General features: G+C 38.0%; 15 protein-coding genes and 2 pseudogenes. All 17 read right to left on the minus strand.

The genetic code is table 11. The features are described from left to right. Positions 1 to 368 precede the first annotated feature (368 nt). The gene (locus ACFVQC_RS16650) at positions 369 to 617 is read right to left on the minus strand and encodes an HPr family phosphocarrier protein (RefSeq protein ID WP_002144903.1); all 249 of its coding nucleotides are present in this window, start codon (positions 615 to 617) and stop codon (positions 369 to 371) included. 23 nt (positions 618 to 640) lie between these two features. Next, positions 641 to 1,591: a DNA-binding protein WhiA gene (gene whiA / locus ACFVQC_RS16655; protein ID WP_377898722.1), complete on the minus strand. Its 951-nt coding sequence runs from the start codon at positions 1,589 to 1,591 to the stop codon at positions 641 to 643. A gap of 88 nt (positions 1,592 to 1,679) precedes the next feature. Next, positions 1,680 to 2,633, minus strand: coding sequence for a gluconeogenesis factor YvcK family protein (locus ACFVQC_RS16660; protein ID WP_377898723.1), 954 nt, complete (start codon positions 2,631 to 2,633; stop codon positions 1,680 to 1,682). A gap of 3 nt (positions 2,634 to 2,636) precedes the next feature. After that, positions 2,637 to 3,518: an RNase adapter RapZ gene (gene rapZ / locus ACFVQC_RS16665; RefSeq protein ID WP_002016084.1), complete on the minus strand. Its 882-nt coding sequence runs from the start codon at positions 3,516 to 3,518 to the stop codon at positions 2,637 to 2,639. 20 nt (positions 3,519 to 3,538) lie between these two features. Then, positions 3,539 to 3,997 carry an NUDIX hydrolase gene (locus tag ACFVQC_RS16670; RefSeq protein WP_001190080.1) on the minus strand — a complete coding sequence of 153 codons (459 nt, stop codon included), beginning with the start codon at positions 3,995 to 3,997 and terminating at the stop codon, positions 3,539 to 3,541. Positions 3,998 to 4,212: 215 nt separating this feature from the next. Continuing rightward, on the minus strand, positions 4,213 to 5,019 hold the full coding sequence (locus ACFVQC_RS16675) for a DUF368 domain-containing protein (RefSeq protein ID WP_002144898.1): 807 nt from the start codon (positions 5,017 to 5,019) through the stop codon (positions 4,213 to 4,215). A 160-nt stretch (positions 5,020 to 5,179) separates the two neighbouring features. After that, entirely contained in the window at positions 5,180 to 6,136 is a 957-nt protein-coding gene (trxB, locus tag ACFVQC_RS16680; RefSeq protein WP_219920830.1) for a thioredoxin-disulfide reductase, read from the minus strand. Between the two features lie 84 nt (positions 6,137 to 6,220). Continuing rightward, on the minus strand, positions 6,221 to 7,732 hold the full coding sequence (locus ACFVQC_RS16685) for a tetratricopeptide repeat protein (RefSeq protein ID WP_377898724.1): 1,512 nt from the start codon (positions 7,730 to 7,732) through the stop codon (positions 6,221 to 6,223). Positions 7,733 to 7,877: 145 nt separating this feature from the next. Then, entirely contained in the window at positions 7,878 to 8,384 is a 507-nt protein-coding gene (locus ACFVQC_RS16690) for an acyltransferase (RefSeq protein ID WP_002139159.1), read from the minus strand. Between the two features lie 107 nt (positions 8,385 to 8,491). Next, positions 8,492 to 9,139 carry a pyrophosphatase PpaX gene (ppaX, locus tag ACFVQC_RS16695; protein WP_002112826.1) on the minus strand — a complete coding sequence of 216 codons (648 nt, stop codon included), beginning with the start codon at positions 9,137 to 9,139 and terminating at the stop codon, positions 8,492 to 8,494. A gap of 66 nt (positions 9,140 to 9,205) precedes the next feature. Next, entirely contained in the window at positions 9,206 to 10,018 is an 813-nt protein-coding gene (gene lgt / locus ACFVQC_RS16700; protein WP_002144893.1) for a prolipoprotein diacylglyceryl transferase, read from the minus strand. Between the two features lie 24 nt (positions 10,019 to 10,042). Continuing rightward, on the minus strand, positions 10,043 to 10,972 hold the full coding sequence (hprK, locus tag ACFVQC_RS16705; RefSeq protein ID WP_219920833.1) for an HPr(Ser) kinase/phosphatase: 930 nt from the start codon (positions 10,970 to 10,972) through the stop codon (positions 10,043 to 10,045). Between the two features lie 156 nt (positions 10,973 to 11,128). Next, on the minus strand, positions 11,129 to 11,509 hold the full coding sequence (locus tag ACFVQC_RS16710) for a phage holin family protein (protein ID WP_002089574.1): 381 nt from the start codon (positions 11,507 to 11,509) through the stop codon (positions 11,129 to 11,131). A 114-nt stretch (positions 11,510 to 11,623) separates the two neighbouring features. Beyond that, a pseudogene (locus tag ACFVQC_RS16715) lies at positions 11,624 to 11,809 on the minus strand (DUF4275 family protein); the annotation flags it as partial. A 151-nt stretch (positions 11,810 to 11,960) separates the two neighbouring features. Further along, positions 11,961 to 12,224, minus strand: a pseudogene (locus tag ACFVQC_RS16720) (DUF4275 family protein); the annotation flags it as partial. A 59-nt stretch (positions 12,225 to 12,283) separates the two neighbouring features. Then, positions 12,284 to 15,154, minus strand: a complete 2,871-nt coding sequence (uvrA, locus tag ACFVQC_RS16725) for an excinuclease ABC subunit UvrA (protein WP_377898725.1) — start codon at positions 15,152 to 15,154, stop codon at positions 12,284 to 12,286. A 5-nt stretch (positions 15,155 to 15,159) separates the two neighbouring features. Next, complete coding sequence (uvrB, locus tag ACFVQC_RS16730) at positions 15,160 to 17,136, minus strand: excinuclease ABC subunit B (protein WP_002144888.1); 1,977 nt, start codon at positions 17,134 to 17,136, stop codon at positions 15,160 to 15,162. Positions 17,137 to 17,217: the final 81 nt, after the last annotated feature.

The following is a 17,217-nucleotide window of genomic DNA, read 5'->3' on the forward strand; positions in this document are numbered from 1 at the left end:
TGCCGCCGGAGCTGGATACATTTAAAGCGGAAGCGGCTCGTTCAGAATCGCAGGGCGCCTAAGCCCCTGATTCCGAGGCGCTTTTTGCCTCGAATGAAGGGGTGAAACGACCGGAGATTCTAGCCGCTAGAGCTAGATATACTTAAAAGCGGAAGCGCCCTGTCAACAGGGCGCTTTTTTTATTATGTACAAGGGCAGCGCATACCCCACTTAGTATCCAATCAAATATATCGGCGATTTTTTAAATTTATCGCGTTTCAACAAGCGTGAACCAGCTACATACTCCACCTATCATTCGTTACCCCACACCAACCATGCTGCCCACAAACAGAAAAACAAAAAAACTATCGCACATTCGCGATAGCCTTTTATTGTACATATGCAGCTAATGCTTCCAAAGCCTCTTCTGCATCTGAACCTTCTGTTGTGATTGTAATCATGCTACCAGTTCCGATTGCTAAGCTCATAATCCCCATTATGCTCTTTGCATTAACTGTCTTTCCATCTTTCTCAATGAAAATATCAGAATGAAAGCGATTTGCCTCTTGTACAAACAACGCAGCCGGACGTGCTTGTAAGCCGTTTTTTAATGCAACTTTAACCACTTTTTGAACCACAGCTCCATTTCCCCTTTAACCTCTTATTTTTTTGCTACTGTTTCCCCCGCGCGTAATTTCTCTGCAATTTCATCGATTTTACGCAAACGATGATTAATACCCGATTTACTAATTTTCCCCCCGGATACCATCTCACCTAACTCTTTCAATGTTACATCTTGATAATCTCTTCGTAACTGTGCAATTTCTCTTAATTTATCTGGCAAAATATCAAGCCCAACCGTCTCATCAATATAGCGGATGTTCTCAATTTGCCTTAGCGCTGCACCAATTGTTTTATTTAAATTAGCTGTTTCGCAGTTAACTAAACGATTTACTGAATTACGCATATCGCGAACAATTCGAATATCTTCAAATCTTAAAAGTGCATTATGAGCACCTATAATATTTAAAAACTCTGTAATTTTCTCAGCTTCTTTCAAATACGTAATGTACCCTTTTCTTCTTTCCAACGTCTTACTATTTAAATCAAATCCGTTCATCAGTTCACATATAGAATCATTATGTTCCTTATATAACGAAAAGATTTCTAAATGATAAGATGATGTTTCTGGGTTATTTACCGAACCACCTGCTAAAAATGCACCGCGTAAATACGATCGTTTACAACATTTCTTCTCGATTAATTCCTGCGATATATTTCGAATCAATGAGAAATCATCTCGAATAATATGAAGATCTGCTAATATATCGCGAGACTTCTCAACAAGCCGCACTATATATACATTATTTTTCTTCAATCGCATTTTTTTACGAACAAGTAATTCTACCGTCACATCATATCCTTTTTTCAAAAGCGTATAAATCCTTCTTGCAATTGCTGCATTTTCCGTTTGAATATCGATAGATAGGCGACGGTTTGAAAAAGAAAGCGATCCGTTCATTCGAAGCAACGCCGATAATTCTGATTTCTCACAGCATTCCTTCATTTCAAGGTTGGTCAACTCTTTCTTTGTTTCTGATGCAAATGACACAGTCAACACCTCCTTATACTATTACTTTGGAACAAAAATCTTGTCCTATATGAATGAGGAGCGTTACCTCAAACGAGGCAACGCACATTTATAACAATGAATATAAAATAGAAGCTAACTTTAATGTATCATGTCTTACAACACGATCATCATATTTCGCTAATCGATCTTGAATGATTTCGATATTATGTTCAGCAAAACGATCTGTATCCAGTGCAACTGGTTCCGACATTTCTTCCTCATATAACTTACGTAATTCACGAGGAATATCACGATTATTTACAATCGCAGTGTCGATAAACGGTTTACCTAAATGATCATGTAACGCCTGCACATGGTCAAACGCAGTATAGCCCATCGTTTCACCCGCTTGTGTCATAACATTACATACATATACCTTCTTCGCTTTTGCAGCAAGAACAGCGTCCCCAATTTTGTTAACAACTAAATTCGGTAATATACTCGTGTACAGACTTCCTGGACCGAAAACAAGCAAATCAGCTCGTTTAATTTCCATCAACGTTTCATATAACGGCTCTACATCTTCTGGAGTTAAAAAGACACGATTAATCTTCTTCCCGAAATAAGGGATCTTTGATTCACCTGTTACAATTTCTCCATCTTCTAGTTCTGCATGAAGTACCGCACTTTGATTCGCTGCTGGCAATACACGTCCTCTAACATTTAATACTTTACTCGTTTCCGTAATCGCGTGGTAAAAGTCGCCTGTAATCGAGGTCATACCTGCCAATAGTAAATTTCCTAACGCATGACCTTTCAGTCCGTCTCCTGTTGTGAAACGATGTTGAAATAAAGCTTCCACCAGTGGTTCTACATCCGATAACGCAACAAGTACGTTACGAATGTCACCTGGGGGTGGAATTTCTAGTTCATCACGTAATCTACCTGAACTGCCACCATCATCAGCGATTGTAACAACTGCTGTAATATCAACAGGATATTGCTTTAATCCTCGTAATAAAACAGAGAGTCCAGTACCGCCTCCCATGATGACAATTTTTGGTTTTCTCTCTTTTTTCATCCCTTAATGGCCCTTTCTCTTCTCCACATCACGATGAGATACATGAACGCTATACTCTGGTTTCAAATGTTTCCCAAGGTATTCTGTAAGCGTAACAGAACGATGTTGTCCACCTGTACATCCAATTGCAATTACAAGTTGACTCTTGCCTTCTCTTTTATAATGAGGCAGCATGAAAGTGATAAGGTCCGTCAATTTCTCTAAAAACTTATGTGTTTCATTAAATTTCAACACATAAGACGAAACTTCTTCATCTAGTCCTGTTAACGGCTTCATATGTGGAATATAATATGGATTTGGTAAAAAACGAACATCAAATACTAAATCAGCATCAATTGGAATTCCGTACTTAAATCCAAACGACATAACATTTACACGGAATGCTTGCTCAGTTTCTGTTGAGAATAAGTGAACAATTTTCTCTCGTAATTCTTTCGGTTTCAAATCAGATGTATCAAGCACAATATTCGCTCGCGCCTTCATATCAGTTAATAGACCACGCTCAGCTTCAATTCCCTTTAACGGCAAGCCAGTTGGCGCAAGTGGATGCGAACGTCTCGTTTCTTTATAACGAGTTACAAGTGTGCTATCTTTCGCATCTAAAAATAAAATATGAGGAATAATCCATGTACGTTCTGATAAATCATCAAGTGCTCCCCATAAATATTCAAAAAACTCTCGGCCACGTAAATCAATACCGAGCGCTACTTTATTCATTTTACCTTTTGAATCTGCCATAAGTTCAATAAATTTCGGCAATAACATCGGTGGTAAATTATCTACACAAAAATATCCTAAATCTTCAAAACTTTGTAACGCTACCGTTTTTCCAGCTCCAGACATCCCTGTAATAATTACCATTTTTATATCATTATTCTCTGTCATCGTATCCTCTCCTTGAAGGTTTAACTCGGATCTAATCGATATGAAAGCAACTCAAAATCTGGGGTATATACAAATGTACCGTAGATTATACCATTCCCTTTAATTAAATAATCAATAATGTGATAATCTCCTGGTGCCATTGCTAAATCATCAATTTTATCAAATGTATGCCAACCAATGATGCCTTCTTCGCTCTCTAATTTGTTTTCTCCTGCAAAATCTGTTGCTAAGAAGGAGAACATCATCCATTCAGAAACAACTTTATCACCTTCTTGGATGACAAAGGTGAAGACCCCTTTTAACGCTGGGTTCTTTAAATAAATACCTGTTTCTTCACGATACTCGCGAACAACGGAATCTCTTACCGTCTCACCACGTTCCATTTTCCCGCCCGGTGCAACCCACCAATTCCGGCGAGGTTTTTGGAGTAAGAGTACTTCATTATCTCTAATTAACACACAGTTTGTCACTCTTTGCATGTTTCTTCACCTCAGCTACTTGCAGCAAAATTTCTCACTGCATACTCATTTCATTATACTATCAAAAACAGTTTGCTACAACGAAGGTGCCAGTCCCCTTTCGCTAAGCAATTGTAAAAAATCTTTCTATAACAAGCAATCCAAATACCTTACTTCCCATGAACAGTACATAAAAATCCCCTTAACGATAAAAATCGTTAAGGGGATTAAAACACTTATTTCTTACCGAAATAAGTAACAACCGCAAATCCTAAAATAAAAGTAATAATTGAACTTACAATTGAAATGCCACCGGTCGGAATGCCAGGGAACACAATGACAATCGACCCGATAACGAGCCCAATAATTGCCGCAAATGTCATACTTTTATAACGATCTAACAAATAACTAATTCCTTTACTACTTACAACAAATCCGGCCATCACGCCGGCACCGATAACCAGGATTAACGGTAAATTGAGTGTAGTTAAAGCGTTAATTGCTGTTGGATACACACCAATAATTAATAAAATAAACGATCCACTAATTCCAGGAAGAAGCATAGCCATACTAGCCATCCATCCTGCGAAAAATAAACCAATTGCATTTAAAATTGTTAACGTCGTAATCGGATCAGCTGCCTTATCTGGTTTAAAGAATGCTGTTATTGCAACAAGAATTGCTGCAATTATTAACAGGACGATATGGCTGCCTTTAAACGTTGCCTTTGCATCAGCTTCTCTCATTAACATCGGTAATATACTAATAATTAAACCGAGGAAGAAGAATTGAGTCGGTTCGTAATGATTTGCTAATAAATATTTAATAACGTGACTTAACGTTAGAAAAGCTGCCGCTACACCAGCTGCAAGTGGGATTAAAAACGCTAAATGTTTTTTCCATTCGCGACTAAAGAATCCGCTAATTGCTGCGAGCAATTGTTCATAAATCCCTAACACAACAGCGATTGTTCCGCCGCTCACACCAGGAATTAAATCACTAACGCCCATACAAAATCCACGATATATATTACGCCATTCCATACTGAATAAATTCCTCATTTCTTATAGTGATTTTTTCCGTAAAGTCCAGTATATCAATAAGAAATCTTATAATCCTAATTGTTTTTTACAAAACTTTGACATTTTCACAAAAAAAGAAAGCTCCTATCGGTAGCTTTCTTCTCAAAAGGTATATTACCCCTTATTTTTCTGTTACAGTTTTTAATTCTTCTAATAACTCTTCTACGTAGTGCTGTGCACTCTGCGCTGCAATACTACCATCGCCTGTTGCAGTTACAATTTGACGAAGCATTTTTTCACGAACATCACCAGCTGCGAAAATACCAGGAACTTTCGTTTCCATACGCTCGTTCGTTTCAACATAACCATTTTCATTTGTAATACCTAGCTCAACAAACGGTTTTGATAGTGGTAGCATACCGATGTATATGAAAACGCCGTCAGTTTTAACTTCTTGTTCTTCTCCGCTGTTTACATCTACAAGTGTTACGCTTCCTACTTTACCATTTGCATCGTTAATTTCTTTTATAGTGTGATTCCAAATGAAATCTACTTTCTCATTTTGGAAAGCACGATCTTGTAAAATTTTCTGCGCACGAAGAGTGTCACGACGGTGAACGATTGTTACTTTTGATGCGAAGCGTGTTAAGAACACACCCTCTTCAACAGCAGAATCTCCGCCGCCAATAACAACAAGTTCTTTCCCTTTAAAGAATGCACCATCACATACTGCACAATACGATACACCGCGGCCGCCAAGTTCTGTTTCACCTGGCACACCAATTTTTTTATACTCTGCACCGCTTGCAACGATAATTGCACGTGCTTTATATTCTTTTTTACCAGCAATAATTGTTTTGTACTCTTTACCATCGATGATTGCTTTCACATCACCGTATGCATATTCAGCACCAAATTTCTTCGCATGCTCAAACATTTTATTTGATAAGTCTGGTCCTAAAATAGACTCATAACCTGGATAGTTCTCTACATCTTCTGTATTTGCCATTTGTCCACCTGGAATACCACGCTCAAGCATCAGTGTGCTTAAATTCGCACGAGATGTATATACCGCAGCTGTCATACCAGCTGGTCCTGCACCAATAATAATGACATCATAAATTTTTTCTTCTGACACACTATTCACTCCCATTCATTCATACACATTAAGTTACCCTCATTATACTGTTAGCATCATTTTTTTCCCAATGATTTGCCTATCCTAAGTGTGCGTGCGCTTAACAGCCTGCACATACTTTCGTACAGTCGCTACAGATACATTATATACATCACCAAGCTCTGCCTGTGTCATCTTATTTCTTTGTTCGCCGCGCACAATATATTCAATTGCCGCTGACCAACCGTACACATTTGTAAAAGTCGCTCCAGATGTATATAAACGTATGAACGTACAAAACCAAAAATTTAAACTCTCTTCGATTAATTCATCGTCTTTTTTCGTATAATTGTATAATGCATCCGCGATTCGTACGCACTGTTCAAATTGCTGTAAATCAGCTGGGATGCTTTTATGACTATTAAGTAAAAAGAAATATTTTGCAAGTTGCGATACGATTGGAACACCATTTTTCGCTTGCGTTACATCAAAGAAGAATCCAACCTTCTCTGGTGTTGACAATTCATTCATTAAATATAAAGCTAGCATTTTCTCTTCTAGCGTCGTACTTTTCTGAAATGATTTTCGTAACTCTTCAAATAAAAGATTTTGTCCTTCATCTGCTAAATTCAGTGCATTCCACGGTTCTTTTCCTTTTTTATCAGGATGCAATTCTACAACATGTTGCCACATTTTTTCAGCTACTTGCTGTTCCTTCACCATATACGCAGAGTATGCAAACCAGTAATAAAAACTAACGTCTCCTTCGTACCCTTGACGCTTTAATACTTTGAACCATTTATATGCAGGTTCAAAATGACCAATTGTTGCAAGCGTTGTTCCAAGTTTCAAACGATGCTCAAATGAAATTGGATATACCGAAACTAACTGCCCTGCTAATGACTCTACTTGCTTATGCTCTCCAATTGAATATAGAAAAATAAGCGTATTACAAAGCGCATGCATATTACCAGGACTTTTCTCTAAAATCATTTCTGTTAACTTAAGCGCTTGATCTACATTACCTGATTGAAAATGTGCAATCGCTAAATTATTATGGCCCGACCAAAATTCTGGATATTCTTTCGTAACAACTTCTAGTGTAGCAATCGCCTCTTCTAATTGTCCGTTACGAATGTATCGGTTCGCTTCTTCTTGCATAACAATTAGCTCATCTTCATCCTCAATCTCTTCCGCACCCATTGCTTCTTCTTCCATAATCTCAAGCAATTCTAATGTATCTTCTACGAATTCTTTCTCTTCCGCAACTTCTAAATATCGCTCTGCATACTTCTTCGCCTGTTGAAACAAGCCCATATATGCATAATTATTTGAAATAAAATAATAGCATTGCTCAAGTTCCGGATTGGATCTAACAAGCTTTAGAAATATCTGATTCGACTCTTGATATTCACCAGATTCAGATAATGCTATTGCTAGTTGGCATAAAATAAACGGCTCCTTCTCGCTTTGTGACGCTCTTCGAAAATATTTAATTGCATCTTGCAATTTTTGCCCTTTATAAGCCCTCATCCCTTTTTTATAAAAGAAGTCCGCTAACTGATTAAAAGAGATAACTTGTCCGTTCTCCTTATATATTCTTTGATTTTTCCCCATATATCCTCCAGTTTTTTGTTTTCTTCGTTCACACATTCTTCTATCTATAAGTATAAACGATTCCGTAAAAAACAAAACAGTATATTATAATCAATTATTTCCTTTTTATTCATAAAAAGAGAAGAGAAATGTTACATTTTTAACATCAACCTTCTCTAGTGGCCATTTCCTCTTTCGTATAAATAATACGCATCGGATTTCCGCCTACGAAAGCGCCGCCTGGTACATCTTTATGGACAAGTGTGCCTGCAGAAACGATAGCACCATCTCCAATTGTCACACCAGGTAAAATTGTCGTATTCGCTCCAATCATAACTTCATTCCCTATGACGATTTCTCCGAGTCGATACTCACGAATTAAATATTCATGCGCTAAAAGCGTTGTATTATAGCCGATAATTGAATTGTCTCCCACAGTAATCTTTTCTGGAAACATAATATCTGGCATTACCATAAGTGCAAACGACGTTTTCTTTCCTACTTCCATCCGTAAAAACGTGCGATATAACCAATTCTTCACGGATAAAAATGGCGTGTAACGTGCGATTTGGATGATAATAAAGTTTTTCATTACCTTCCAAAAAGAAACTGTTTTATACACATTCCACAATGAATTTTCTCCTGAAACAGGATAGCGCGTTGTCCGTCGCACTGAACTCTCTCCTCTACTTATATAAAGTGACACTTTAACCGATAGGAACCCTTTTCCCCTCTGATTACTAACTCTCATCAATCAAGCATTTACAGGCAGGAATCTTACTACCCGTTAATACGGGACAAAATCGGTAGTAAATCACTCATTTTATCTAGCACATAATCTGGTTTATACGCTTCTAAATATGCTCTACCTTTCAATGTCCATGAAACCGCTACTGTTTTCGTACCTGCATTTTGTCCACCGACGATATCATGATGATTATCACCAACCATCAATGTTTCTTCTGGCTTTGCATCTAATAATTCGAGTGCTTTTTGAAGTGGTTCTGGATGTGGTTTCACATGTTCCACATCATCAATCGTCACGACAACATCAAAAAACTGATCAAGTTTTGAAAGCTTTAATCCCATTTCAACCGTCTGTCTCGCTTTCGTTGTAACGATGCCGATTTTATAACCTTGCTTCTTCAATTCTTGAACCGTTTCATATACAGTTTCATATTCTTCCACTAATTCATCATGATGCTCATGATTAAATTGGCGATAACATGTAATCATCTCTTCAACCTTGCTTGCATCAATCTTACTAAAAGTGTCATGCAAAGATGGACCGATAAATGGCAATACATCTTCACGCTTATACTGATTAGAATAATAGTGATTTAACGTATGTAAAAAAGAAGAGATAATAAGTTCATTTGTATTAATTAACGTTCCATCTAAATCAAATAACACTGTATTTATTTTCATCGTCCTTAATCCTTTCATTACCTGAATATGAAAGAAGCAGCATCTTATATAAGATGCTACTTTTCTCTAATTTTCTAAATATCTTTTATCAGCTTGCCCCATTTTTCGTCTCACAATAATGAAAATGATAGAAATAACAACAATTCCAATAGACATTACTTGTGCAATACGAAGTGGTCCTAACATTAAACTATCTGTACGCAAACCTTCTACGAAGAAGCGTCCCACTGAATACCAAATTAAATATGTGAAGAATAATTCACCACGGCGTAAATTCACTTTTCGTAACGCGAGTAGTAAAATAACACCTGCAAAGTTCCATAATGATTCATATAAAAACGTTGGGTGATAATACACACCATCAATGTACATTTGATTAATAATGAAATCTGGTAAATGAAGACCTTCTAAAAACTGTCTCGTTACTTCATCACCATGCGCCTCTTGGTTCATAAAGTTTCCCCATCGGCCAATTGCTTGTCCTAATAAAATACTCGGCGCAGCAATATCCGCTAACTTCCAGAATGAAAGCCCGCGTCGTTTCGCAAAAAGGATTCCTGTAATAACAGCCCCGATTAAACCACCATGAATCGCCAAACCACCTTGACGAATATTAATAATTTGACTCGGATTTTGCGAATAATATTCCCATTCAAAAATGACATAATACATTCTCGCAAAAAGAATCGCAATTGGTACTGCAATTAATACAAGATCAATAAATGTATCTTTGTGAATACCAAGCCTTTCTCCCTCGCGAGTTGCTAGCCAAAGACCTAATAGCACACCTGTACCGATAATAACCCCATACCAATAAACAGGGAACGGTCCAAGTTGGACTGCTACACGGTCAAGCTGTGGTACAGAACCTAACAGCATATATATGACCTCCCTCTCCAGAGTCTACTCTTGATTTCCTAACTCAATCGCACTCATTAATCGTTCAGAGAACTGCTGTGCCGCATTGACTCCCATACGTTTTAATCTGAAGTTCATCGCTGCTACTTCAATAATAACAGCCAAGTTTCGACCAGGACGAACTGGAAGTGTAATCTTCGTAAGTTCTGTATCAATAATCTTCATCTTCTCTTCATCAAGACCTAAGCGATCATAATTTTTCTTTTGATCCCAAATTTCAAGATTAATAACAAGCGTAATACGTTTATAATTTCGTACTGCCCCTGCACCGAATAACGTCATTACGTTAATGATACCTAGACCACGAATTTCTAATAAATGCTCAATTAAATCAGGTGAGCTTCCTACTAATGTGTCTTCATCTTCTTGACGAATTTCTACGCTATCATCCGCAACAAGGCGGTGACCACGCTTTACAAGTTCAAGTGCTGTCTCACTTTTCCCGACACCACTTTGACCTGTAATTAAAACACCAACGCCATAAATATCTACTAACACACCATGAACAGCTGTTGTTGGCGCTAACTTACCTTCTAAGTAGTTTGTTAAACGACTTGATAATCTCGTCGTCGTTTGAGCAGAACGTAATAAAGGCACGCCTGATTTACGTGATGCTTGTAATAACTCATCCGGTACATCTTGATTACGAGTTACAATAATACAAGGCGTCTCTTCAGTACAAAGCGCTTTCATTCTCTCTTGCTTTTGCTCTGTCGTTAACGTATCAAAGAACGTAAGCTCCGTTTTTCCAAGAAGCTGCACACGATCAGCTGGATAATATGTAAAAAATCCTGCCATTTCAATTCCAGGTCGTGATAAATCACTCGTATCAATCGGACGATGGATCCCTTCTTCACCACTTACTAACTCCAATTGAAATTGTTCAATTAAATCTTTTGTCCTTACTTTCGGCATATGTATAAACCTCCACTCCGCTGCGGGTTCAGTCTCATTTGATGTAAAATTCCATTCTATCGGATATTGTACCATTTTTTTCTGGGAACAAGAAACATGGTTTCTAATAAATAGAAAAAAACATTTCATATGAATCATGAAATGTTTTTCTTTTTGTCATTTTCTCTTTTTTTCATGTAATGGTTCAACAATTACTTTTTCAATTATCATATTAAAAATCGAAATACAAATTGCCGCAACAATCGCTACACCAAATCCAGATATATTAAAGGCGTCCCCTAATAATGAATCCGTCATCTTTAACGTAATCGCATTAATAACAATTAAGAAGAAACCGAAAGTTACAAGAGTAATTGGTAGCGTAATTAAAATTAAAAGCGGCTTTACAAATACGTTTAAAATCGCCAATATAATACTCGCAATAATTGCAGTTTGTATATTTGCTATGTAAAATGCGTCTGGTGCAACCCCTTTTAAAAGTCCGGACACAGCAATTAACACAACGCTATTTACAAGAAGTGATACAATCCATCTCATTTCGTTACACATCCTTTTAACATATATATTTCATCATACGCTAATAGATAATAAACGCAAGTATCATACAAATACTTATACCAACTTATTCTATTCTTTACGCTTGTATACCTACTAACATTTCCTAGTAAAATAAGGACCGCACCATCTATGTTCGTGCGTTTTCACAAAGGTCCAAGTAAAGTCTTTGTCTACAATATAGATATCACCTTTATACGCATCGTCTGTCTCTCGTAATATATCCTCCATATGTAATAAACTTGCATCCTTTATTAGCAGTACATCATCACAATGTTGATAAAGTGAAACTTTAATCAGCGGGGTTTTGTTCATCCCCCGCTGATTACTAGTTGAACCAATCGGGCTTTTACGGACAGTTGATCTCCCACCTTACTTCTTTGCATCAGCCAAGTTTTGAGGTGGGAATCTTACTGTCCGTTAATGCGGGTTAGAATATGTAACAATCCTTTTTCACTTCATTATGAAACGCTCTCTCTGCTGCTTCACCTTCTAAACATTTCTTCTTTTCATAACTAAATATGTGCCACAAATAACCACAGCTATATTTATCCCCGTACAAATGAATCTCTTCTTTCTCTTCATAACTCAAATGATTCGCAAAGTTATCCTCCCAGCGTTTTCTAAAGTATATTCCCCACTTTTGAAACTCTCTCACCTTCATATTTTTCTTTCTCAAAACATCTAAAAACTCCATTTTATCCCCCTATGAAATAAAAACCGAGTGTACTTCCCACTCGGTTTTCATAAATAAACTTATTGCGATAACTCTACTTCTTTTATTTTCTCTTTCATTCTTGCTTTATCACGATCTAAAATCTCTTTTAAATACTTACCTGTATACGAGCGTTCTTCTTTCACTACTTGTTCTGGCGTTCCGGAAGCAACGATTTGTCCGCCTTTGTCTCCGCCTTCTGGTCCAAGGTCAATAATATAATCAGCTGTTTTAATAACATCTAAATTATGCTCAATTACAAGTACCGTCTCACCACTCTCAACAAGACGTTGCAACACTTCTAGAAGACGTGCAATATCATGTGCATGTAAGCCAGTCGTTGGCTCATCTAAAATGTATAACGTACGCCCTGTAGAACGACGATGTAATTCAGAAGCTAATTTCACACGCTGCGCCTCACCACCTGATAACGTCGTAGCTGGTTGTCCTAATTTCATATAACCAAGCCCTACATCTACAAGCGTTTGAAGTTTACGCTTAATTTTCGGGATATTAGCAAAGAACTCTACCCCATCTTCAATTGTCATCCCTAACACTTCAGAAATATTCTTATCTTTATATTTCACTTCTAACGTTTCACGATTATAACGTTTACCGTGACAAACTTCACACGGAACATACACGTCTGGTAAGAAATGCATTTCAATTTTAATAATTCCATCACCGCGGCACGCTTCACAACGGCCACCCTTTACGTTAAAGCTGAAACGTCCTTTTTGATATCCACGTACTTTCGCTTCATTCGTTTGCGCAAATACATCACGAATATCATCAAATACACCCGTATATGTTGCTGGATTGGAACGCGGTGTACGCCCGATTGGTGATTGATCAATATCAATAACTTTATCTAACTGCTCAAGACCTTTAATTTCTTTATGAGCCCCTGGCTTCGCTTTCGCCTTATATAGCTTTTGAGCTAACGATTTGTATAGCACTTCATTAATTATCGTACTTTTTCCAGAGCCAGATACGCCTGTTACTGCTACAAATGTTCCTAGAGGGAATGACATCTTCGCATTCTTTAAGTTATTTTCTTTCGCACCGATAATCTCCACTTTACGTCCGTCACCTTTACGTCTCTCAAGTGGTACCGGAATAAACTCTTTACCGCTTAAATATTTCCCTGTTAATGAATTCTCGTCTTGCATAACTTCAGCTGGTGTACCCGCTGATACAACTTGACCACCATGAATACCTGCACCAGGTCCGATATCAAGTAAATAATCAGCAGCCATCATCGTATCTTCATCATGCTCAACAACGATTAACGTATTTCCTAAGTCACGCATTTCCTGCAATGTACGAATAAGACGATCATTATCACGCTGATGCAAACCGATAGAAGGCTCATCAAGAATGTAAAGTACACCAGTAAGGCGCGAACCAATTTGTGTCGCTAAACGAATACGCTGCGCCTCACCACCTGATAAAGTTCCTGCGGCACGACTTAACGTTAAATAATCTAAACCGACGTTCACTAAGAACCCAACGCGCTCCTGAATTTCTCTTAAAATTAAATGAGCAATTTTCTGTTGTTTCTCAGTTAGCTCAACAGTTGAGAAGAATTCCTGTACTTCTTGAACAGAATATTTCGTTACATCGGCAATCGTTTTATCACCAACGAAAACAGCTAAACTCTCAGGCTTTAAGCGTCCGCCTTTACACTTCGGACAAGCTTGCTCTGCCATATATTTCTCCATTTGCTCACGAACATAATCCGAGCTCGTCTCACGATAACGACGCTCGATATTCGGAATAACACCTTCAAATAAAATCTCATTTTCTTTCACTTGACCAAATTCATTCACATAGCGGAAATAAACCTTCTCTTCCCCGCTTCCGTACAACACTTTATCGAATAAATCTTTCGGTATATCTTTCACCGGCATATCCATATCAACGCCATAGTGATTACATACGGATTGTAAAAGTTGTGGGTAATATTGTGAACTTGTCGGTTCCCACGGAGCAATCGCATGTTCATTTAATGATAAATCCCAGTTCGGAATAACAAGCTCTAAATCTACCTCTAACTTTGAGCCAAGTCCATCACAAGAAGGACATGCGCCGAACGGACTATTAAACGAGAACATACGCGGCTCTAATTCCCCGATTGAAAAACCACAATGCGGACAAGCATGATGTTCACTAAATAGAAGCTCTTCTTCTCCCATTACATCGATTAACACTCGGCCACCGCCAAGCTTTAAAGCACTTTCGAGTGAATCAGCTAGACGGCTTGCAATTCCTTCTTTCACAACAATACGGTCAATAACAACTTCAATTGAATGCTTCTTATTTTTTTCTAAAGTAATCTCTTCAGATACATCCAGCATCTCTCCATTAACGCGCACACGAACATAACCTTGCTTCTTAATATCTTCTAATACTTTCACATGCGTACCTTTACGCCCTGACACGATAGGCGCTAGCACTTGCAACTTCGTACGTTCAGGATATTCAAGAACACGGTCTACCATCTGTTCCACTGTTTGTGATGTAATTTCAATTCCATGATTCGGACAAATCGGCGTACCAATTCGCGCGAATAATAAACGTAAATAATCATAAATCTCTGTTACCGTTCCAACCGTTGAACGAGGATTACGACTCGTCGTTTTTTGATCAATTGAAATCGCTGGAGATAAACCTTCAATCGTATCAACATCCGGCTTATCCATTTGCCCTAAAAACTGGCGTGCATACGCGGATAAAGATTCCACGTATCTACGCTGCCCTTCTGCATAAATCGTATCGAATGCTAACGATGATTTCCCTGAACCAGACAATCCCGTCACAACAACAAGTTGATTTCTCGGAATGGTTACGTCAATATTTTTTAAATTATGCGCTCTAGCACCTTTTACAACAATAAAATCTTTACTCACTCTTTTCACCCTTCCGCTTTTAATTCTAGTAGTAAATCTCTTAATTCAGCTGCACGCTCGAAATCTAACGCTTTTGCTGCTTCCTTCATCTCTGCTTCCATCTTCGCAATTGTATTTTCACGTTCTTTTTTCGTCATCTTCTTAGCTGGTGATGCTTCATATGTTTCCGTATCCTCAGCTGCTGTTGTCGCACGAATAGCGTCACGTACTCCTTTTTGAATCGTCTTCGGCGTAATACCATGCTCTTTATTGTAAGCTTCTTGCAACTGGCGACGACGCTGCGTTTCTTCAATCGCAATTCCCATTGATCTCGTTATGCGATCTGCGTACATAATAACGCGTCCGTTTTCATTACGTGCCGCACGACCAATTGTTTGAATTAATGAACGCTCTGAACGTAGGAATCCTTCCTTATCAGCATCTAAAATAGCTACAAGTGATACTTCCGGAATATCTAATCCTTCTCGTAATAAGTTAATACCGACAAGTACATCAAACTTACCAAGGCGAAGGTCACGAATAATTTCAATACGTTCTAACGTTTTAATTTCAGAGTGAAGATAGTTCACTTTAATTCCTACATCTTTTAAGTAATCTGTTAAATCCTCTGACATTTTTTTCGTTAAAGTTGTAATTAATACACGTTCATTTTTCGCAATCCGGTCATGGATTTCCCCTAATAAATCATCTATTTGTCCTTCAATTGGTCGTATATCAATTGGTGGATCTAAAAGCCCTGTTGGACGAATAATTTGTTCTACTACTTCCGGTGACTGCTCTAACTCGTACGGTCCTGGCGTTGCCGAAACGTAAATAACTTGATTCGTTTTCTCTTCAAACTCATCAAACGTGAGCGGTCTATTATCTAAAGCTGATGGCAGACGGAATCCATGCTCCACAAGCACTTGCTTACGTGCTTGGTCCCCGTTATACATCGCTCTTACTTGCGGAACCGATACGTGCGACTCATCCATAACAATTAAGAAATCCTCTGGAAAATAGTCCAAAAGTGTATATGGTGTTGAACCTGCTGGACGAAGTGTTAAATGACGGGAATAGTTTTCAATCCCTGAACAAAAACCCATCTCACGCATCATTTCTAAATCATAACGTGTTCGCTGTTCTATACGCTGCGCTTCTAACAATTTACCATTATCATTTAATTCTTTTAAACGCGCTTCTAATTCTTTTTCTATATTTTCAACAGCGACCTTCAGCTTTTCTTCACGTGTAACGAAGTGAGATGCCGGGAAGATTGCTACATGATCACGTTCTGCTAATACTTCACCCGTTAATGCATTTACTTCTCGAATACGATCTATTTCATCCCCGAAAAATTCAATTCGAATACAATGCTCATCAAGTGATGCGGGGAAGATTTCAACTACATCTCCGCGCACACGGAATGTACCACGCTTGAAATCAATATCATTACGTCCATACTGTACATCAACAAGTTCACGAAGCAATTGATTGCGGTCCTTTTCCATACCAACTCGAAGTGAAACAACTAACTCGCGGTATTCTTCCGGAGAACCTAAACCGTATATGCACGACACACTCGCAACGATAATAACATCATCTCGTTCAAATAAGGAAGACGTTGCCGAGTGGCGTAATTTATCAATTTCATCGTTAATTTGCGCATCTTTTTCAATAAACGTATCCGTATGTGGTACGTACGCTTCCGGCTGATAATAATCGTAATAACTAACAAAATACTCAACAGAATTGTTAGGAAAGAAATCTTTCAGCTCACTATATAACTGTCCTGCTAACGTTTTATTATGAGCCATTACAAGTGTTGGCTTCTGCACCTCTTTAATGACATTTGAAATCGTAAATGTCTTACCCGTTCCTGTCGCTCCAAGCAACACTTGCTTTTTCTTTCCACTATTAATTCCCTCTACAAGCTTCTCTATCGCTCCCGGCTGATCACCTTGCGGGGAATACTCTGAGATAATTTCAAATTGATGTTCCAAGTGAAATCCGACCTCCTCATAAAAAATCTGTATTATTATTTTACCACGAATGCTCATAAAAAACCTAAAAAAAACGAACAG

The organism is Bacillus sp. NPDC057893 (assembly GCF_042796455.1).
In the GTDB taxonomy this organism is placed as follows: domain Bacteria; phylum Bacillota; class Bacilli; order Bacillales; family Bacillaceae_G; genus Bacillus_A.

What these genes read in the sequence shown, in the direction of transcription:
- ACFVQC_RS16660 (WP_377898723.1), bottom strand. Translation starts at nt 2,633, where the DNA reads ATGAAAAAAGAGAGAAAACCAAAAATTGTCATCATGGGAGGCGGTACT.
- rapZ (WP_002016084.1), bottom strand. Translation starts at nt 3,518, where the DNA reads ATGACAGAGAATAATGATATAAAAATGGTAATTATTACAGGGATGTCT.
- ACFVQC_RS16670 (WP_001190080.1), bottom strand. Translation starts at nt 3,997, where the DNA reads ATGCAAAGAGTGACAAACTGTGTGTTAATTAGAGATAATGAAGTACTC.
- ACFVQC_RS16675 (WP_002144898.1), bottom strand. Translation starts at nt 5,019, where the DNA reads ATGGAATGGCGTAATATATATCGTGGATTTTGTATGGGCGTTAGTGAT.
- ACFVQC_RS16685 (WP_377898724.1), bottom strand. Translation starts at nt 7,732, where the DNA reads ATGGGGAAAAATCAAAGAATATATAAGGAGAACGGACAAGTTATCTCT.
- ppaX (WP_002112826.1), bottom strand. Translation starts at nt 9,139, where the DNA reads ATGAAAATAAATACAGTGTTATTTGATTTAGATGGAACGTTAATTAAT.
- lgt (WP_002144893.1), bottom strand. Translation starts at nt 10,018, where the DNA reads ATGCTGTTAGGTTCTGTACCACAGCTTGACCGTGTAGCAGTCCAACTT.
- hprK (WP_219920833.1), bottom strand. Translation starts at nt 10,972, where the DNA reads ATGCCGAAAGTAAGGACAAAAGATTTAATTGAACAATTTCAATTGGAG.
- ACFVQC_RS16710 (WP_002089574.1), bottom strand. Translation starts at nt 11,509, where the DNA reads ATGAGATGGATTGTATCACTTCTTGTAAATAGCGTTGTGTTAATTGCT.